Genomic DNA, 19,068 nt, shown 5'->3' with positions numbered 1-19,068 from the left:
ACCCCCGATCTTTGTCTTCGTCAAGTCGGTGAATGCGAATGTGTCGGGCGAGGCGTTGACGATTCGCAGAGCGCGTCGGGCTACGGGTGTCAGATTGGATAACGTCTCGCCTGCGGATGCTGTGGACACGTTTACCTCGCATTCCACTATGGACAGATTGTGTCTGTAACCCGTACTGCCAAAGGGTAAGGCGGACAGCATACTACCGAGGCGCGAGCTCGACAATCACCGAAATTTGCCATCGTTGTGCACTCTTGCTCGCGCATTGACCGGATTTAGGGGACTCTTGTTGAGGAGTTCAAGGGCTGCTAGCATCGCGGCTACGCAGTGATCATTCTCGTTGTGTAATTTGGATCGCTGACCATGCTCGCCGGTTTCGTGGCAGCAGGATCCGACCGGAAAGGGCCCGGCATGCGAGCATTGACGGCCCGCACTGCGACGGCCTGGTGTTTCTTCGTCAGCGGGGTCACCCTGTCGTCATGGTTCGTCCGGATGCCGGACGTACGCGACGCGCTGGCGCTCACCAACCGCGACATCGGCCTGGCTTCCTTCGTCGTCGCCGGCGCCGCGATCCTCGCCATGCACCCCGCCGGCCGGTTCGTCGCCCGTGCGGGGACGGCGCCGCTGCTGCGGGTCAGCGTCGTGGGGCTGCCGCTGCTGCCCCTCGCGGCGACCGTCGCGCCCGGCGGCAGCGGCTTCTGGGTCCTCCTCACGGTCTTCGGGCTGACCGTCGGGGCGCTCGACGTCGCGATGAACGGTCACGCCGTGACCGTGGAACGCGTACTCGAACGACCGGTGCTCAGCGGGTTCCACGCCGCCTGGAGCGCCGGCGCGATCACAGGTGCGGCCGGCGCCGGGGCGGCCGCCGGGGCGGGCCTGTCACCGCAGGGGCACTTCGCCGTGGTCGGCGTGCTCCTCGTGGTGGCATCGGTGGTCGCGATCGACGGACTGCTTCCGGCTGCGGCGGACCGTAGCGCGCCCTCCGCGCGCCGGGTACGGGCCCGCTGGAGGGCCGGCCTGGTGCGACTGGGTGCCCTCGGCGGTGCCGGTGCCCTCGCCGAGGGCGCGGCCCTGACCTGGAGCGCCGTCTTCATGACCGACGAGCGGGGCGCCTCGTCCGCCGTCGCCGCACTCGCCTACCTGGCCCTGAGCGTGGCCATGGCCGGCGGCCGGCTCGCCGGTGACCGTCTGCGTGGCCGCTGGAGCACGGGTGTCCTGCTGCGCGCCGGGGCGTGGTGCGCGGCCGCCGCACTCGGCGTCGCCCTGCTCGTACCGTCGTCCGTGGCTACGGCGCTGGCGTTCGGGGTCTGCGGCCTGGGGCTGTCGGTGCTGCTGCCGGTTCTGATCGGCGCGGTCGGCGAGCAGTTCGGGCGAAACGACGGCGCGGTCGGCCCGGCCATCGCGCGATTCACCACCGTCTCGTACGCGGGGGTGCTCTCCGGACCGGTCGTCATCGGCGCGCTCACCGAGGCGTACGGGCTCACCGTCGCGCTCGTGCTGCCGGTGCTGCTGTTGGTCGCGGTCGGCGCCGACGCCCCTCGCGCCGTCACACCGATACCCGCCAACCAGCAGAGGCAGGCCGAATGAGCATCGAGGTGTCCGTCATCATCCCCACCCGGGACCGCCCGGCGACGCTGCGGTGGGCGTTGCGCAGTGTGGTCGACCAGCACGTCGACGGCGTCGAGGTGCTGGTCGTCAACGACGGAAGCGCGGACGTGACAGCGGTCGCGGCGGAGTTCGGTGCCCGGGTCGTCGCCCACGAGCCCGGTCGCGGCCCCTCCGCCGCCCGCAACGCCGCCATCGCACAGGCCCGTGGGCGGTACACGGCCTTCCTTGATGACGACGACCTCTACCTGGACGGGCACCTGCGGGCCGCCCTCGACCGGCTGGAGTCGGGTGCGGACTTCGTCTACACCTCCGCCGTGGTGGCGCCCCGGCGGGTGAGCCCACGGGGGATCGACCTCGCGGGCTTCCCGGTCGCCTTCGACCTGCCCCTGCACCCCGAGTTCCTGGGAGTCACCAACTTCATCGCGGCGTCGGCGGTGGTTTGTCGTGACGTACGCGCGGTCGGGGCACGCTTCGACGAGGATCTGCGGGTGGAGGAGGACTGGGACATGTGGCAGCGGCTGGTGGTCGGTCACGGGTACCGGATCGCGCACCTCGCCCGGCCGACCGTCGTCTACCACCGCATCGCCGACGTGCCGAGCGCGACGACGGCGGTCCTGCACGACGTCGAGGTACACCGCACCTTCTACGACGCGTACCACACCATCACCACCCGCTGGCCGGTCGCGGACGGCTCGTCGGCCGCGCGCTACCGCGACTGGATGCGCCACGTCTATCACCTGGTGTTCGCCCGCCTGGAAGCCGGACGACCACCGCACCTGCACTGGTACGAGCGCTGCCTGCGGGTGCTCTTCGACGCCTTCACCGGCGCCGCGCCCGAGGCGCGGCTGCCGGTCTCGCTCGCCGAGGCCGTCGACGGTTAGTCGGCCGAGGCCGTTCCGCGCGGCGTCCTCAGCCGTCGATGCGGGTGATGTTGCGGATCTTGTTGGACGCGTCCAGGGCGGCCACCTTGTACGCCTCGGCCAGCGTCGGGTAGTTGAACACCGCGTCGACCAGGTAGTCGATCGTGCCGCCGCAGCCGATCACGGCCTGGCCGATGTGGACGATCTCGGTGGCGGCGGTGCCGAACACGTGCACCCCGAGCAGCCGGCCGTCGTCGGGGGAGACGAGCAGCTTCAACATGCCGTACGAGTCGCCCACGATCTGCCCCCGGGCCAATTCGCGGTACCGGGCGATGCCCACCTCGAACGGTGTCGAGCTTTCCGTGAGCTGTGCCTCGGTCTGCCCGACGAAGCTGATCTCCGGGATCGTGTAGATGCCGATCGGTTGCAGGCCGTGCATCTCCCGGATCGGCTCGCCGCAGGCGTGTTGGGCGGCCAGCCGGCCCTGCTCCATCGAGGTGGACGCCAGCGCGGGAAAACCGATCACATCGCCGACGGCGTAGATGTTCTCCACCGGCGTGCGGTAGTTGGCGTCGACCTTGATCCGGCCGCGTCGGTCCGCCTCCAGCCCGGCCGCCTCCAGCGCCAGGTCGTCGGTCTGGCCCTGTCGGCCGGCCGAGTACATCACCGTGTCGGCGACGATCTTCTTGCCGCTCTTGAGGATGCACAGCGCGGCCGCCTGATGCTTCTCCACGGCGGCGACCTCCTCACCGAAGCGGAACGCCACGGACAGGTCGCGCAGGTGGTACTTGAGCGACTCGACGACCTCGTCGTCGCAGAACTCCAGCATCCGGTCGCGGCGTTCCACCACCGTCACCTTCGTGCCGAGGGCGGCGAACATCGAGGCGTACTCCATGCCGATCACACCGGCACCGACCACCACCATGCTGCGGGGGACGGCCTGGAGGTTGATGACGCCGTCGGAGTCGACGATCGTGCGGTCGTCGAAGTCGACGCTGTCCGGGCGGGCCGGGCGGGTCCCCGCGGCGATGATGATTTTGTCGAAGGTCACCTTGGACTCGCGGCCGGAGCCACCGTCGACCCAGATCGAGTGCGGGTCCGCGAAACGCCCGGTGCCGGTGATCATCGCGACCCGGTTGCGAGCCAGTTGATTGCGGATGACGTCGGTCTGCCGGGTGATGACGTGCTGGGTCCGGGCGGCCAGGTCGCTGACCGTGATCTCCTCCTTGACCCGGTAACTGCTGCCGTAGAGGTCCCGCTGGCTCAGGCCGGTCAGGTAGAGCACGGCCTCGCGCAGTGTCTTGGAGGGGACGGTGCCGGTGTTGATGCACACCCCACCGATCATGTCGCGGCGGTCCACGATGCCGACCCGCCTGCCCAGCTTGGCGGCGGCGATCGCGGCCTTCTGACCACTGGGTCCGGAGCCCAGCACCAACAGGTCGTAGTCATACACAACGGCTAGCGTCGCAAGATGTCGCGGCGCACGCCAGACTTCGCACGCGAGTGTTACTCGTCTGCCACCACGCAGACGCCGCCGTTGACAGTGACCTCCTCCGGCGCCTGCGACCCGGTGGCGACGACCCCCAGCGACACCGTGCCGCCGGGCGGGATCAGCGCGTTGTAGCGGGCGTTGCGCACCCGCAGGTAGCTGCTGTCGCGGTCGACGACCTCGGCACCCCACAGACTGCGCAGCTGCTGGCCGGCGTAGAACCGCCACCTCATCGTCCAACCGTCGATCGCCGTCGGTCCGGTGTTGGTGACCGCGAGGCGGGCCACGAAGCCGTCCGGCCATTGCCCCACTGTCGACCGGACCGTGCAACTCGGTGGCGGCGGAAGCGTGGTCACCGTGACCGGTTCGGACAGCGGCGACAGATGGCCGGCCTCGTCCCGGGCCTGCACCACGAAGGTGTACGTGGTGCTCGGCGTCAGCCCGCTGATCTGGGTGCTGTTGCGTCCGGGCGGGTACTGGTACACCTCGCTGACCCGGGTGAGCGTGCCGTCGGCGTTGACCCGGAACACCTCGTACCGGTCGAGGGCGACATTCTCGACCGAGTGCGCCCAGCGCAACCAGACCAGCGTGGCGGCGACGTCGTACGCGACCGGTTGGCCGGGTGCGCCGGGCGGTTGGTCGTCCCCCGGTGGCATGGTCAGCCGCAGGGTCGGGTTGGACACCGAGCTGTTGCCGGCCGCGTCCAGAGCCCACACCGAGAAGGTGTACGTGCGCGAGGGTCGCAGGTTGGTGATCCGGATGCTGTTGGTGTCGGTCGAATACTGGGCGCCGAAGTCCTCGAATTGCGCGCCGACCGGGTAGCGGACCACGCCGACGTTGTCGGTCGAGGCGGCCCAGGTCAGCTCGACCCAGGTGGTGTCGATGGCGACGACCGTGATCGGGCCGGGGGCGGTGGGGCGTTCGGTGTCTGCCGCGGCGTACGCCGGGGTCGCGCCCGCCGCCAGCAGGGTCGCCGTGAGCACGCAGGCGGCCAGCGCGGCGGCCCTGGATCGGACGCCGCGCACCTGATGATCGCGCATGATGCTTGCCTCGCTTCCGGGTGACCGCAGCGGACCAGTCATCGACTATTGACGATGTTAGGCCAATGCTGGTCGCGCCGTTGTCCCGTCAGCCGACGAGGCGGCGTTCCCAGGCCCAGGCGGCGATCTCGACCCGGTTGCGGGCCTTGAGTTTCATCTGCACGCTGGCCAGGTGGGTTTTGACCGTGCCCACGGCGATGAAGAGCTGGGTGGCGATCTCGGCGTTGGTCAGACCCCGGGCGACGAGTTTCACGACGTCGAGCTCCCGCGGGGACAGGCCGCCGTCGTCGCGCGCCGGGGCGGGCCGGCTCAGGTGCTCCAACAGCCGTACCGTGATGGATGGGCTGATCAGCGCGTCACCGGACACGGCCGCGCGGACCGCCTCCACCAGCAGCGCCGGGCCGGAGTCCTTGAGCAGGAAACCGCAGGCGCCGTTGGAGAGCGCCGTGTGCACGTACTCGTCGAGGTCGAAGGTCGTCACCACGACCACCCGGATCGGGTCGGCGACGCCCGGCCCGGCGAGCAGCCGCAGTGCTTCCAGACCGTCGAGGCGGGGCATCCGGATGTCCAGCAGCACCACGTCCGGCCGCAGCCGTCGGGCCAACTCGACGGCGTGCACCCCGTCGGCGGCCTCACCGACCACCGCCATGTCCGACTGGGCGCCGATGATCATGCCGAAGCCGGTCCGAACCATGGCCTGGTCATCGGCGATGAGCACCCGGATCACCGGGGCACCGCCAGGTGCAGGGGGAACGCCGCGTCAAGCACCCAGCCACCGGCGACGCCCGGCCCGGCGGTGATCGTCCCCCCCAGGGCACGGACCCGCTCGGTGAGGCCGATGAGTCCGAAGCCGTGCCCCCGGGCCGGCGCGGTGAGCGGCGACGCTCCGTCGTCGGCCACCCGGATCAGCAACCAGTCCGGGGTACGCCGCACGGCCACGTCCACGGACCGCGCGTCCGGCGCGTGCTGACGGGCGTTGGTCAGCCCTTCCATCACCACCCGGTACGCCGACGTCGAAACCTCCACCGGCAGCCCGTCCAAGTCTCCGTCGACGTGCAGTCTGGCCGGCGCGTTCGCCGCGCCGTTGAACCCGGTCAGCAGCGGCTCCAGCTCGGTCACCCCGGCCAGTGGGGCCAGCGGCGCGTCCGGCGGGGCGTCCGGGTTACGCAGGATCCCGACCATCCGCCGCATCGAGGCCATCGTCTCCGCGCCGGCCCGCTCGATCTGCTCCAGGGCGACGATCACCCGCTGCGGGTCCTGCTCGGCGACGAACCGGGCGCCCTGCGCCTGCACCACGATGCCGGTGACGTGGTGGGCGATGAAGTCGTGCAGGTCCCGGGCGAACTCGGCGCGCTGCTCGGCCCGCACCAGCGCGATCGCCCGCTCCCGGCCGGCGGCCACGATGCGCAGGTAGAGCCCCACGCCGGCGGCGCCGGCCGCGGCGATCACCTGAAGCAGACCGAAGATCACCAGGAGGCTGTCGGCGCCGGACCGCAGCGGCAGCGCGGCGACGGCGAGCCCGGCGACCACTGCCGCCGCCGGGGCGAGTCGAGGCGCACCCCAGCGCGCCACCGCGAAGACGACCCCGATCAGCCCGGCCGACTCGGCGAGCCCCCAGCTGCCGCCACCGAGCGCGTAGCTGCCATCGGGAATGATCACGATCGCTGCGGTCACGACCAGTGACGCCGAGGCGAGTGCCAGGGCGGCCAGCGGCAGCCGGCGGGAGCCCAGCCGATGCACCGGCAGCCAGAGCGGCACCGTCGCCACCGCGAGCCCCACCCGCACCAGCAGGAGCAGCAGGGCGGCCAGGCCCTCGGGCGTACTGAACCGCAGGTCGAAGAGGGCGAGCAACCCCATGGCCAGCAGTCCGGCGGCCTGGGCCAGGCGTACCCACCAGCGTCGAAGATCCGGCGTGCTCATGGTGACCCAGCGTAGCCAGCCAGGCGGAGCTACCGGATCGGCCGAAAGGCAGACCCGGCACCGGCGATACCCGGCCCCGGACCGATGCGCCCACACCCCGGCGGCGGCGAGGCTTCCCAGGTCACCACACAGCCACTGGAGGAACGATGACAACCCACGCCCCGCCGCCGACCAGCCACGCCGCGGTCGCCGCGGTCGACCTGGTGAAGGTGTACGGCAGCGGCGACACCGCCGTCCGTGCCCTGGACGGGGTCTCGGTCGGCTTCGGCCGGGCCGAGTTCACCGCGATCATGGGGTCGTCCGGGTCCGGCAAGTCGACACTGATGCACTGCCTCGCCGGGCTCGACACGGCCACCTCCGGCCGCGTCCTGCTCGGCGGCACGGAGCTGACCGGCCAGTCGGACCAGACGCTGACCCGGGTCCGCCGGGAGCGGATCGGCTTCGTCTTCCAGTCCTTCAACCTGCTGCCGCAGCTCACCGCCGCGCAGAACATCACCCTGCCGCTGGACCTCGCCGGCCGGCAGCCCGACGCGGAACTCCTCGCCCACCTGGTGCGGGTGCTCGGCCTCGGCGACCGCCTGAACCACCGGCCCAGCGAGCTGTCCGGCGGCCAGCAGCAGCGGGTGGCGCTGGCCCGGGCCCTGGTGGCACGCCCCGAGGTGGTCTTCGCCGACGAGCCGACCGGCAACCTCGACTCCCGATCCGGCGCGGAGGTGCTCACCATCCTGCGCGACTCGGTACGCGACCTCGGCCAGACCGTCGTCATGGTCACCCACGACCCGATCGCCGCCGCGTACGCCGACCGGGTGGTGCTGCTCGCCGACGGGCGGCTGGCCGGCGAGATCGACGAGCCGAACCAGATGTCGGTCACCGACGCCCTGCGTGACCTGGCGGCCGGCCGATGAGGGCGACCGTGCTGCGTACCCAGACGACCGCCGCCGCCCGGCGGCCCGGCCGGCTGATCCTGACCGGCCTGGCGATCCTGGTCGCGTCGTTCGTCGTCTTCGGCACCGTGCTGGTGCAACAGATCACCGAACGGACCGTGCGGGACAACCTCAGCGGTACCCCCGCCGTCACCGACCTGGTGATCGGCAGCACGGACGTTCCGCCACCCACCGTGCCGGACCTGCAGCGGATTCGGGCCGTGCCCGGTGTGGCCGACGCGGTGGCCCGGGTCTCGACCGGGGTCTCCATTGGCGAGGGGTACCTCAACCTCCAGTCCGACCCGGGCACCGGCCCGCTGACCACGGTCCGGGTGATCGAGGGCAGCTATCCGGACCAGCCCGGCGAGATCGCGATCACGCCGCGCACCGCCGAGCGGCTCGGGCTCTCGGTGGGCACCACCACCAACGGTACGGGCGGTGAACTCATCACCCCCGCCGCACTCACCGTGACCGGCCTGGTCGACACCGACGCCGACGCCGGCTTCGACGCGTACGCCCCGGACAGTGCCGTGATCACCTGGGCGCGCCTGACGACGGTGGAGCGCGTCGACGTGCGGGTGGTCCCCGGCACCTCGACGGAGGCCGTCCGGCAACGGGTGACCGCCACCGTCGCCGGTCAGCCGATCCGCTCCGGCGCCGAGGTGCGCCAGGCGGAGGCCAACGCGGCGGCCGAACAGGTCGGGAAACTCTTCATCCTGGTCGGCATGTTCGTCTCCATCGCGGTCGTCGCGGCGGCGCTGGTGGTCACCTCGACCTTCCGCATCGTCTTCGCGCAGCGGATGCGGCAACTCGCGCTGCTGCGGGCGGTCGGCGCGAGCCGGGGGACCCTGGTGCGGGCGCTGACCGCCGAGGGAGCCCTGACCGGCCTGGTCGCCGGCCTCCTCGGCGTCGCCGGCGCCTTCGCCGTCGGGTACGCAATGCCGGCGATCCTGCGCGCCACCGGCCACGCGGTCTCGTCGCCGGGCCTGCCCGTGGCGGCGGCGGTCATGGTGGTGATCGGCGCCGTCGTGATCACCGTGCTGGCCGTGCTGGCACCGGCGCTCTCGGCGGCCCGGGTCTCCCCGCTGGAGGCGCTGCGGACCGCGAGCACCACCGCGGGTCGGCGCGGCATCGGGGCGCAGCGTCTGGTGTTCGGGCTGCTCCTGGCCGGCGGCGCGATCCTGGCCGCGCTCGCGACGATCAGCCAGTTGCCGAAGCCGGAACAGTCGACGTACGACCCGACGATGCCGCTGCTCCTGCTGGTCGCGTCGGGCACGCTGGCGTTCTTCGCGCTGGTGTCCCTCGGTCCACTGCTGCTACGCCCGGTGCTGGCCGTGGTGGGGTGGCCGCTGCGCCAGCTCGGACCACTCGGGAAGATGGCGGTCGGTGGGATCGGCGGGGCGCCGCGCCGGGCGGCCGCGGTCTCCGTGGTGGTCGCGTTGGGCGTGACCCTGATCTCCGGGGTGGTGATCGGCGGCGCGTCGTTGCAGATCCTCGCCGACCGCGAGATGGCGCTCTCGGCGCCCACCGACTTCGAGGTCACCAGCAACGGCGGGACGTTACCGCCGGCTGTCGTGACCCGGGCCGAGGCGGCCCATGGCGCGCTGGCCCGGGTGGTGCCGTACCGGACGGTCGACGACGCCACGCTGCTGCGCGGTGCCGACAAGCTCGGCGGCGTCGAGTCGGGCTATCCGACCAGCGACCTGGACCTGGCGGCGTTGCCGAGCACCGGTGACCTGGACGTGGCCCAGGGCAGCCTGGGCGAGCGTGGCCCCGGCCGGATCGTGCTCAACAGCTGGGTCGCCCGGGACGCCGGCCTGCGGGTCGGCGACACCGTGTCGCTCGCCGTCGCCGCGCGCCGGGTCGACGTGCGGGTGGTCGCGGTCCTGCCGGGCGACGGCCCGCTGCACGCCGGCATCCTCGCCGACCCGGCCGACCTGGACCGGCTCGGCGTGCCGGCCGCGTACACCGGTCTGCTGGCCGACGCGGCCGGCACCGGCGAGGACGGTCGCACCGCCGGGGTGCGGGCGCTGCGGCAGGCGATCGGCGGCAGCGAGGGGGTGGGTCTCGCGGTGCTCGCCGATGAACGCGACCGCAACGACGCCCTGGTGCGCACCCTGGTTTGGATCGCGGTCGGTCTGGTCAGCCTGACCGTGCTGATCGCGGTCGTCGGCGTGGGCTCCACGACCGCGCTGTCGGTGGTGGAGCGCGTACGCGAGTCCGGGCTGCTCCGGGCGATCGGCCTGTCCCGGACCGGCCTGCGCACCATGCTGACCGTCGAGTCCGGCCTGTACGGGGTGATCGGCGCGACCATCGGTCTGGTGCTCGGCATCCCGTACGCCTGGCTGGCGGTGCAGACCCTCGGGATCGAGGCGCCGCTGACCGCGCCGCTGCTGCCGCTGGCCGGGCTCTTCGTGGCGTTGGTCGTGCTGACCGCGCTGGCCGGGGTGCTGCCAGCCCGTCGGGCGTCGCGGGTCAGCCCGGTGGTGGCACTGGGTGCCGACGGCTGAACACATTCGTGGGGCGGGGCCGGGCATCCGGCACCGCCCCACGGCGGCCCGCTCAATTGGGGTTGTTGGCGTGGGTCAACGTCTCCCAGGCGACGAAGAGGTTGTTGCTGCCGGCCGGACGTTGTTGCAGCGTGAGGGTCTGGGTGTTGGTCATGACGTTCCCCAACCGGTTGCTCATCGCGTTGAAACCGACCTCGGTGATCGTGGCCACGGCGAGCGCGGCGATCAACCGGGTGCGGGGCCGGCGGGGGTTGGCCTGGCCAATCGTTGCGCCATGTCGGGGTCCTTCCGAGCGGCGGATCCAACTGTAAAGTCTGTTAATTATTACAGTGGTGGGCATCGATATCGATGTCTCTTCGTCCGCCGAGGGCCTACCAAGACGAGGACGGCCCCCCGACGCCGCGCGCCGGGGGGCCGTCCGATTCGACGGGCTACCGCAGGCCGGGCACGTCGATCACGATCAACTCCGTGTCATCCGCGCGCCCCGGGAGACGACCGTCGTTGCCCGGGAAGTTGTTGTCGTTGGCAACGAGCACCCGGTCACCGCCGAGCGGCAGCACCGACTCGACCGACTGCAGCGGGAATGAGAAGAGCGGGCCGACGCCGTACTCGCCCGGGCGGGACGGGGTGGAGACGCCCTTCGGGTCGGCGATGTGCATCAGGTCGACCGCGGTGCGGCGGACCAGGTAGCCGTCCGCGCCCACCTCGTCCAGATCGGTCACGACCAGGCGCTTGACCAGCGACTGCTGGCCCATGCCGTTGTCCCGCTCGATCAGCAGCAGCCGGTGGCCGTCGAGCACTGCCGCGTCGCCGACCAGCAGGGACGCGGCGTCGACCCGGAACGACCAGGTGCGGCCGGTGTACCGGTTGTGCCGTACGTCGAACTCGTAGACGACCCGGCGACGCTGGTCCGGGTCGTTGACCTGGGCACCTTCGAGGATCGGGTAGAGGGTCCAGCCGTCCTCGCTGACCGCCATCGCCTCGAAGCCGTTGCTGGCGCGCAGGGTCGGGGTCTCGCCCAGCGCGAGATCCGGCGACTGCGGGGACTTGGTCCCGTCCGGCAGCGGGATGGGCGCCTGGAGCACCTTGCCCGTTTTGTCGGTGCGGACCAGGTACGGGCCGAACTCGTCGCCGATCCACAGGTTGCCGCGCGCGTCGCGGGCCAGCGACTCGATGTCGAAGTCCGCGCCGGTCAGCAGCCGCTCCCGCGTGTTGCCGTTGACGATCGGGAACGGCACCTTGTGGTCGGGGTCGCGGAAACTGATGTGCCCCCGAATGGTGACGTCGTGGCTGCGGTAGCGCGGCTCGATCTCGTACGCCCGCAGCAGGAAGTCGGCCGAGTTGGTCTTCGCGCCGAACCCGTTGTCCGGCATGGCGAGCAGCCGCTTGCCCGACCGGTCACCGGCCGCCGGGATCACCGCGGAGAAGCCGGGAATGGGCTGGCCGGGGAAGGGAGCGGTGATCCCGTTGACCGGGTTGGTGGCGAGCTGGGTGCCGGAGATCGGGCCCGGCTGGTACGCGGTCGCCGAGATCAGCGCCCGGTCCTGCAGGGTCACCTCGGGCCGCAGCTTCACCGACAGCGAGTACACCCGGGTGGTCTGGGTGGCGCTGCCGTTGTCGTCGGAGATGAGGTACAGCTCCCGGCGACCGCCCGGCAGCTGCCCACCGAGTGCGGCACCCTCGATGTTGTCCAGCAGCGGGTTGGGCTGCGGCTGCTTGGTGGTCGCGCCGGATGGCGGGCAGTCGGTGATGTCGACCAGCAGTTCCTTGCCGAGCCACGATCGCGGGTCGGTCGCCGTCGACAGCGACGACACGGCGGAGACGTCGGGCGCGCCGGTCGCGGAGACGCGGTACACCCGGACGGTGTTGCCCACGCCGGTGGTGAAGCCGCGCTCCACGGCGAGCAACTGGTCGTCGCCGAGGGCGATCAGCTCCACCAGGCCGAGGTTGGGGTCGGTCCGGTAGGCGTACTGGGCGCTCGGGGTGTACGCGCCGCCCTCGCGGCCGTCGTACCGGAGGATCCGGTGCCGGCCCCGGGCCTCCGCGTCGCGGCCGTCCGCGGCGAGCGGACCCTCCATCCCGGCGTAGAGCACTCGGTGGTCCGGGGTGGCGGCCAGGGCCTCGAAGGTCTGGTTGACCGCGGCTTCGCCGGCCGGGGTCACCTGGAACCGGTCCGGCACGGGCAGCGACGCGATCTCGCGGCCGTCGGAGAGTCGGAACCGGCGGATCGACGGCTCCCGCTCCGAGCTGGCCAGAACGGTGGCCCCGCCGCGCTCGGCGACGAGCCCTTCACCGTCGAAGTCCCCTCCGGTGTACGGCGTGCCATCCGGGCGGCTGAGCACGGCGACGTCGCGGACACCCACGTCGACCCCGCGCCGATCCGTCTTCAGGCCCAACTCGTAGACCCGTGCGGGGGTCGTGCCGATGTTGTCCACCAGCGCCAGGGCGCGCCCCGGACGGGCGAACGCCAGCGCGGACAGGCCGGCGACGGGGGTGCCCGCGAAGGTGGTCTTGTCGAGGGCGTCGGAGAAGCCGAGCAGCGACGCGTCCGGCGCGCAGGTGGCCCCCGTCCCCACGTGCCCCGGGATCGGGTGCGTCGGCGCGCCGAGCGCCGGCGCCGCCGCGAGCAGCGAAATCGCCGCCGCGGCGGACGCGACGGCCCGGGCCCTTGTGGAAGTGGTACGCACATTGCCTCCAGCATCAAGTCGGCGGCCGTTACCGCCGGGCCGATGCAATCGGCCGTCGCCCACCACAGTGGAACCCCGACCGGAACGCCACCTGAACAGCCGGTGCACGCTCTCGTGGCGGGTCACGGGTGCATGGTTGCGCCCTTGAGCACCTTGTCCACCACGGTGCGCGGCGCGTGCAGCGCCAGGCCCACCAGGTCGAGCTTCTCCCGCCCGACCGCCTGGACGGCCGCGCGGTTGTCCCGGTCGTTGCCGGTGGCGAACAGCTCGGACGTGAAGATCGACAGGCGCAGACCCCGGGCGAGCGCGCGCGAGTGCGCGCCGACCAGCGCCGCCCGGTCCCCGGCGAAGACCAGCACCGGCTGACCGAACATCGGCAGATAACGGGTGCCGTCCGCGTCGGCGTACTCCTCGCCCAGCAGCTCGGGCAGCGCGTGCGCGATGCCGCTGACCAGGAAGGCGGTGACGTTCAGCCGTTGCCAGCTGGCCAGGTCGTTGCGGAGCAGCACGGCGATCTTGGTGGGAAAGCGGATCGGTTCGGTCATGGCGTCGAGCCTGCCCGCCTCGACGCCGACCGGTCTTGTACGTTCTTAGCGTGGCCACCCGCCCGGCGGGCTCGCACGTCAGCGCGTGGCGACCCGCCGTAGCCGGGGTCGCCGAGGTCTTCCACGCCCATTTCGTGGATCACGCCTACCCCCGGCACATCCACCAGGTGTGGACGCTGTTGATCGTCGACGACGGCGCGGTCCGCTTCGACCTGGACCGGCACCGGCACGGCGCGCTGCGCACGTCGGTCACCCTGCTGCCGCCGTACGTGCCGCACGACGGCAGCTCCGCCACCCCGGACGGCTTCCGCAAGCGGGTCCTCTACCTCGACACCTCGGCGCTCGACGCCGAACTGGTCGGTCGCGCCGTCGACGAACCGGACCTGGCCGATCCGCAGCTGCGCGACCGGATCCACCACCTGCACCAGGCGCTCGCCGCGCCCGGGGACGAGTTCGAGGCCGAGAGCCGACTCGCGCTCATCCTGGACCGGCTGCGCGGGCAGCTGCGCCAGCGTCCCCCGACCGGCGGCCAACCCGCCGGCCCCGGACTTGCGGTCCAACTGCGGGAGCTGCTGGACGCCCGGACCGTGGAGGGCGTCACGCTGGGGGAGGCCGCCGAGCTGCTGCACGCCCACCCGACGCACCTGGTCCGGACGTTCACCCACGTGCTCGGCGTGCCACCACACTCGTACCTGACCGGTCGCCGAGTCGAGCTGGCACGTCGCCTGCTCCTCGCCGGGCAGCGGCCCGCAGAGGTGGCCAGCGCGGCCGGGTTCTTCGACCAGGCGCACCTGACCCGCCACTTTCGGCGCTACCTGGGTGTCAGCCCGGCCCGCTACGCCGCCCGCAGCTGAGCACGGTCAGACAAGCTGGCTGCCGATGACGGAGAGCAGCCGCAGCTTCTCGTCGCTCGGCGACCCGGGCACGGCGGTGAAGACCAACAGGGTTTGTGACTGGTCGGGGTCCACCAGCGTCTGGCAGTGCAGCTCCAACGCCCCGACCTCGGGGTGCACGAAGTGCTTCGGCGGGCAGTAGCCGGCCGGTACCGGGTGCTCACGCCACAGTCGCGCGAACTCCGGGCTCCTGGCCAGCAGGTCGTCGACGAGCGCGGCGGCCCGCGAGCCGCGCCCGTCGCGGGTGTACGACGCGTGCAGGTGCGCCACGAGCAGGCGGCTCTGCGTGTGGTGATCCTCCGTCGGGTGCAGTCGCCGAGCCGTCGGGTCGCTGAACCAGCGGTGGTGCGCGCTGCGGGCCAGCCCGGTGTAGCGGGTTTCGTCGCCGAGCAGGGCGATGGCCGGCGCGGTCTGCGCCAGGGTCTCGCCGAGGTGGTTCACCACCTGGGCCGGGGTGTCGTGCATCCGGTCCAGGATCCGCATCATCCCCGGGTTCACGTGGTCGGCGCGTACCGCCCGGCGCGGAACGGCGTGGCCGGCGAGCTGGAACAGGTGGTCCCGTTCGACCAGGGTGAGCCGCAGGCCACGAGCGAGGGCGGCGAGCATCTGCTCCGAGGGTCGCGGCCCGCGCTGCTGCTCCAACCGGCTGTAGTAGTCGGTGGACATTCCGCTCAACGTGGCGACTTCCTCGCGCCGCAGCCCGCCGGTGCGCCGACGCGGGCCCCGAGGCAACCCGACGTCCTCGGGCTGGAGCGCCTCGCGGCGGGTGCGCAGGAAGCTGGCGAGCTGGGCGCGGTCCACGGTGTCTCCGATCACTGGTTGCCGGCAGGGTTCGACCTGTCCAGTGCAACAGGCGAGCCCGGGGCCGGTGTTCCGGGTGCGGTCAGCGCTGGATGGACTTGATCTCCAGGAACTCCTCCAGGCCCATTCGACCGAACTCGCGGCCGTTGCCGGACTGCTTGTAGCCGCCGAACGGGGCGAGCGGGTTCCAGTGGCCGGCGTTCACGTCGACCTGGCCCACGCGCAGCCGCCGGGCGACCGCCAGCGCGTGCTCCGGCTCGCCGAAGACGCCGCTGGTCAGTCCGTACGGCGTGCCGTTGGCGATGGCCACGGCCTCGTCCTCGTCGGCGTAGGGGATGATCGTCAGCACCGGGCCGAAGATCTCCTCCTGAGCGATCGCGGAGGTGGGGTCGACGTCGGCGAAGATCGTCGGCTGCACGTAGGCACCGACGGGCAGCCCCTCGGGCCGCGCCGAGCCGCCGAACACGAGCCGGGCGCCGTCGGCGATGCCCCGCTCGATGTAGCCGACGACCTTCTGTCGGTGGGCCTCGGACGCCATCGGGCCGATCCGGGTGGCCTCGTCGTTCGGGTCACCCACGGTGTACTGCTTCGCGGCCTCGACCGCCAACGCCACCACCTCGTCCTGACGGGCGGCGGGCACCAGCATCCGCGGCCACGCGCCGCAGACCTGACCGCCGTTGCTGAACGCCATCAGCAGGCCCCGCTCGACCGCGGCCGGCAGGTCGGCGTCGTCGAGGATGACGTTCGCGCCCTTGCCGCCCAGCTCCACCGCGACCCGCTTCACGGTCGCCGCGGCCACCGCGGAGATGCGCTGCCCGGCCCGGGTGGAGCCGGTGAACGAGATCATGTCGATGTCCGGGTGGGCGGAGATCGCCTCGCCGACGGTCGCGCCGGTGCCGTAGACGACGTTGAAGACGCCCGCCGGTACGCCGGCCTCGGCGGCGACCTCGGCGAGGATGCGCGCGGTCAGCGGGGCGTTCTCGGACGGCTTGAAGACCATCGTGTTGCCGGCGAGCAGGGCCGGCGCCAGCTTGGAGACGATCTGCTGGAGCGGGAAGTTCCACGGTGTGATCGCGCCGACCACGCCGATCGGCTCCCGGACGATCAGGGAGTTACCAACCTCCTCGGTCCAGGCGAAGTCGTCGGCCAGGGCGGCGATGGACTCGACCACCGCAGCCGGGAACGCGACCTGGGCGGTCCGGGACATACCGATCGGCGAGCCCATCTCGGCGGTGATGGCCTGGGCGATCTCCTCGGTGCGGGCGGCGAGGCCGGCGCCGAGGCGGCGCAGCACGTCCGCCCGGTGTCGGGGCGTGGTCGACGACCAGCCCGGGAAGGCCGCGCGGGCGACGGCGACGGCGCGGTCGACGTCGGCGGCGGTGCCGGCCGGGGTCTCGGCGACGACCTCGCCGGTGGCCGGGTTCACGACGGGAAGGGTGCCGGCGGAGCCGGTGACGGTCTCGCCACCGATCCAGTGGCCGGTGACGGTGTAGGTGGAAGGTGTCATGGACCGACCGTCGCACCGCTGCCGAACCCCAACCAGGTGCGGTTTATCCAGGGTCCCGCGATCCCTGGCTGGGGCCCGGCCCGGTCAGAGCGCGAGGACGATCCGGCTGGCGGCGGTGCCGGCGTCCTGCCGATCCCAGGCGTCCGCGACGGCGTCGAACGGCACGATCTCGTGGTCGACGGTGAGCCGACCGGCCGCCGCGTGTCCGGCCACCACGGCCAGCGCCGCCGCACGCTCGTCGGTCGACAGCCCGTTGTTGGTGTAGCCGATCATCCGCAACGCGCCGCTGCGCAGCACGGCGGACTCGATGGGCGCGGTCGCGCCGGCCGCGCTGCCCAGGTTGACCAGCCGCCCACCCGGGCGCAGCACCCGCAGCGCCGCCGCCGCCGGGACACCGAAGACCGGGTCGAGAACAAGGTCGACCGGCCCGTCGGCGGCATGGCGCAGCCGGTCGGCCATCGACGTGACGTCGTCGTCGGGGAGCAGCGGGATGGCGACGGCGGCGCCGAACTCCTCGGCGCGGGCCCGTGCAACGGCCGACCGGGCCACCGCGATGACGCGGCGGGCGCCACCGAGCAGGGCGAGCTGGACGGCGGCCTGGCCGACCACACCCCCGGCCCCGAGCACGATGACCTGGTCGCCGGCCGCCAGGCCACCGGCGTGGGTCAGCGCCGCGTGGGCGGCGACCGCGGAGAGACCCAGGGCCGCGAGCAGGGTCAGCGGTACGCCGGCCGGCAGCGCCACCACGTCGACGGCGGGCACCGTGACCGTGGTCGCCATGCTGCCGTCGACACCGGAGCGCATCCCGGCCGAGGTGCCGAACCAGACCGGGGTGCCGTCGGCGAGCCGACCGACCCCCTGCACGCCCGGCACGTACGGGGTGGCCGGCGTGCCGAAGTAGCTGGTGCCGCCGGCGCAGAGCACGTCCAGCGGGGTGATCGGCACGGCTTCGACGGTGACCGCCACCTCACCGTCGGCCGGTACGGGCACCGGCCGCTCGGTGATCGTCGGTGGGCTGCCGCAGGCGGTGAGCAGGGCCGCGCGGATCACGTCGCGATGTCCGGGTAGGGCATCGAGAAGTGGGCCAGCCGCGCGCCGTAGGACTTCTGGTATTCCAGCGGCGCGGTGTTGTCCCGCTCGAAGAGGGCGATGAAGAGGGTCAGGGTGAGGAACGGGTGCGCGCCCAGCTCGAACAGCTTCACGTGGTCGTGGGCCGCCAACGCCTCGCGCTCCACGTCGTCGAAGCGCAGCCAGGTGCTCGCCTCGCCGGTGTGGCAGTTGAGCACCGTGTTGGCGCACTCGGCCTCCCACCAGGCGACCAGCTCGCGTGGCTCGCTGCGGTAGCGCTCGACCAGCTCGGGGTCCCGGTCGACCATGAAGAGGAACTTGTTCAGCAGGTACTTGCTCATGCCGTCGGCGCTCCGTTCGGGTACCAGGTGAAGTACGCCTCCATGGTGTGGAACAGATCGAGGGTGTCCACGTAGTCGGCCTTCACACCGGCGCCGGCCACACCCATCATGAGCATGAAGTCCATGAAGCCGTGGGTGGCGTTGCCCGGTGCGTGCAGGCTGTCGAGGGTGACCTCGCGCAGGCACCCGTCCAGGTCGCCGTTGGCGATCCACTCGACGGCCCGCTGGTCGAACTCCGGGTCCGGGCCGTGCGGGCCGAACTGCCGGGGGCCGCCCAGCTCCAGCGAGAGGTGACCGGTGCCGATGACGGCCACCCGCAGGTGCGACGGCCACGACTCGACGATCTCCCGGATGGTCTGGCCGAGCTGGACGAAGCGCTTCGGCTGTGGCAGCGGCGGCGCGAAGATGTTCGTGTAGATCGGCACGATCGGCAGGTCGGCCTCGGGCCGCAACGTGATGATCGGGCAGGTGACGCTGTGGTCGATGCGCAGCTCGTTGCTGAACGCGAGGTCGAAGCCGGCGTCGAGCCCGGCCCGCAGGATGTGCCCGGACAGGTCCTCCTGACCCTTGAGCAGCATCCGGGGCAGCCCGAACTCGCGCTCCTCGTTGTACCAGTTGGCGTCGTAGAAGGGCGCCTTGCCGACCAGGAACTGCGGCATGTTGTCCAGCCAGAGCTGGTGGAAGTGGTCGGAGCCGACCATCACCAGCACGTCGGGTCGCGCCCGGGTCAACGTCTCCCGGAACGCCAGGATCTTGCGGGTCCACTCGTCGGCGAACGGTGGTCGATCCTCGCCGGTGGCCGTGCTGGCCCGGTAGTAGAAGGGGTGGTGGGTGGAGGCGATGACCGCGACGATGGAGGCCATTCCCACTCCTTTC

17 protein-coding genes are annotated in these 19,068 nt (G+C 72.0%); 5 read left to right on the top strand and 12 right to left on the bottom strand.

The annotated features are described in order from the left end of the window. Positions 1 to 411: 411 nt before the first annotated feature. Together ACIBF8_RS10795 and ACIBF8_RS10790 are read left to right on the top strand one after the other, a co-directional pair. Positions 412 to 1,587, top strand: coding sequence for an MFS transporter (locus ACIBF8_RS10795; protein ID WP_396782297.1), 1,176 nt, complete (start codon positions 412 to 414; stop codon positions 1,585 to 1,587). Next, positions 1,584 to 2,489: a glycosyltransferase family 2 protein gene (locus tag ACIBF8_RS10790; protein ID WP_396782295.1), complete on the top strand. Its 906-nt coding sequence runs from the start codon at positions 1,584 to 1,586 to the stop codon at positions 2,487 to 2,489. The genes ACIBF8_RS10795 and ACIBF8_RS10790 overlap by 4 nt, the downstream gene beginning before the upstream one ends. 28 nt (positions 2,490 to 2,517) lie before the next feature. Here the strand turns inward: ACIBF8_RS10790 and sthA are convergent, their stop codons facing one another. From sthA to ACIBF8_RS10770, 4 genes are all read right to left on the bottom strand, one after another. Continuing rightward, the gene (gene sthA, locus ACIBF8_RS10785) at positions 2,518 to 3,921 is read right to left on the bottom strand and encodes a Si-specific NAD(P)(+) transhydrogenase (protein ID WP_396782294.1); all 1,404 of its coding nucleotides are present in this window, start codon (positions 3,919 to 3,921) and stop codon (positions 2,518 to 2,520) included. A gap of 53 nt (positions 3,922 to 3,974) precedes the next feature. Further along, on the bottom strand, positions 3,975 to 4,997 hold the full coding sequence (locus ACIBF8_RS10780; protein ID WP_396782293.1) for a cellulose binding domain-containing protein: 1,023 nt from the start codon (positions 4,995 to 4,997) through the stop codon (positions 3,975 to 3,977). Between the two features lie 88 nt (positions 4,998 to 5,085). Beyond that, positions 5,086 to 5,724, bottom strand: coding sequence for a response regulator (locus ACIBF8_RS10775; protein ID WP_396782291.1), 639 nt, complete (start codon positions 5,722 to 5,724; stop codon positions 5,086 to 5,088). Further along, on the bottom strand, positions 5,721 to 6,917 hold the full coding sequence (locus ACIBF8_RS10770; RefSeq protein WP_396782290.1) for a sensor histidine kinase: 1,197 nt from the start codon (positions 6,915 to 6,917) through the stop codon (positions 5,721 to 5,723). The genes ACIBF8_RS10775 and ACIBF8_RS10770 overlap by 4 nt, the downstream gene beginning before the upstream one ends. Before the next feature lie 146 nt (positions 6,918 to 7,063). Here ACIBF8_RS10770 and ACIBF8_RS10765 point away from each other — a divergent pair, with 146 nt between their 5' ends. Continuing rightward, positions 7,064 to 7,822: an ABC transporter ATP-binding protein gene (locus ACIBF8_RS10765; protein ID WP_396782288.1), complete on the top strand. Its 759-nt coding sequence runs from the start codon at positions 7,064 to 7,066 to the stop codon at positions 7,820 to 7,822. Beyond that, complete coding sequence (locus ACIBF8_RS10760; protein ID WP_396782286.1) at positions 7,819 to 10,350, top strand: FtsX-like permease family protein; 2,532 nt, start codon at positions 7,819 to 7,821, stop codon at positions 10,348 to 10,350. Before ACIBF8_RS10765 ends, ACIBF8_RS10760 begins: the two co-directional genes overlap by 4 nt. Positions 10,351 to 10,402: 52 nt before the next feature. On the opposite strand, the gene ACIBF8_RS10755 is transcribed toward ACIBF8_RS10760, so the two are convergent. The 3 genes from ACIBF8_RS10755 to ACIBF8_RS10745 form a co-directional block, all read right to left on the bottom strand. Further along, the gene (locus ACIBF8_RS10755) at positions 10,403 to 10,579 is read right to left on the bottom strand and encodes a hypothetical protein (protein WP_396782284.1); all 177 of its coding nucleotides are present in this window, start codon (positions 10,577 to 10,579) and stop codon (positions 10,403 to 10,405) included. A 202-nt stretch (positions 10,580 to 10,781) separates the two neighbouring features. Beyond that, complete coding sequence (locus ACIBF8_RS10750; RefSeq protein WP_396782283.1) at positions 10,782 to 13,037, bottom strand: esterase-like activity of phytase family protein; 2,256 nt, start codon at positions 13,035 to 13,037, stop codon at positions 10,782 to 10,784. Positions 13,038 to 13,159: 122 nt separating this feature from the next. Then, positions 13,160 to 13,582, bottom strand: a complete 423-nt coding sequence (locus tag ACIBF8_RS10745; protein WP_396782282.1) for a DUF2000 family protein — start codon at positions 13,580 to 13,582, stop codon at positions 13,160 to 13,162. Between the two features lie 50 nt (positions 13,583 to 13,632). On the opposite strand from ACIBF8_RS10745, the gene ACIBF8_RS10740 reads away from it, so the two are divergent. Then, on the top strand, positions 13,633 to 14,436 hold the full coding sequence (locus tag ACIBF8_RS10740; RefSeq protein ID WP_396782281.1) for an AraC family transcriptional regulator: 804 nt from the start codon (positions 13,633 to 13,635) through the stop codon (positions 14,434 to 14,436). A 6-nt stretch (positions 14,437 to 14,442) separates the two neighbouring features. Here ACIBF8_RS10740 and ACIBF8_RS10735 read toward each other — a convergent pair whose 3' ends face one another. From ACIBF8_RS10735 to ACIBF8_RS10715, 5 genes are all read right to left on the bottom strand, one after another. Next, complete coding sequence (locus ACIBF8_RS10735; protein WP_396782279.1) at positions 14,443 to 15,276, bottom strand: helix-turn-helix transcriptional regulator; 834 nt, start codon at positions 15,274 to 15,276, stop codon at positions 14,443 to 14,445. Positions 15,277 to 15,358: 82 nt separating this feature from the next. Further along, a complete protein-coding gene (locus tag ACIBF8_RS10730) occupies positions 15,359 to 16,783 on the bottom strand; it encodes an aldehyde dehydrogenase family protein (RefSeq protein ID WP_396782277.1) in 1,425 nt (474 codons plus the stop codon). A gap of 84 nt (positions 16,784 to 16,867) precedes the next feature. Further along, positions 16,868 to 17,833 carry a zinc-binding alcohol dehydrogenase family protein gene (locus ACIBF8_RS10725; protein WP_396782276.1) on the bottom strand — a complete coding sequence of 322 codons (966 nt, stop codon included), beginning with the start codon at positions 17,831 to 17,833 and terminating at the stop codon, positions 16,868 to 16,870. Beyond that, positions 17,830 to 18,192, bottom strand: coding sequence for a hypothetical protein (locus ACIBF8_RS10720; protein ID WP_396782274.1), 363 nt, complete (start codon positions 18,190 to 18,192; stop codon positions 17,830 to 17,832). The genes ACIBF8_RS10725 and ACIBF8_RS10720 overlap by 4 nt, the downstream gene beginning before the upstream one ends. Further along, positions 18,189 to 19,055 (bottom strand): extradiol ring-cleavage dioxygenase, encoded by an 867-nt coding sequence (locus ACIBF8_RS10715; protein WP_396782273.1) that lies wholly within the window; start codon positions 19,053 to 19,055, stop codon positions 18,189 to 18,191. The genes ACIBF8_RS10720 and ACIBF8_RS10715 overlap by 4 nt, the downstream gene beginning before the upstream one ends. Positions 19,056 to 19,068 lie beyond the last annotated feature (13 nt).

The organism is Micromonospora sp. NPDC050276, from assembly GCF_044459545.1.
GTDB lineage: Bacteria > Actinomycetota > Actinomycetes > Mycobacteriales > Micromonosporaceae > Micromonospora.
Note: the sequence above shows the minus strand (reverse complement) of the source record. Positions and strands in the feature narration are given on the sequence as shown.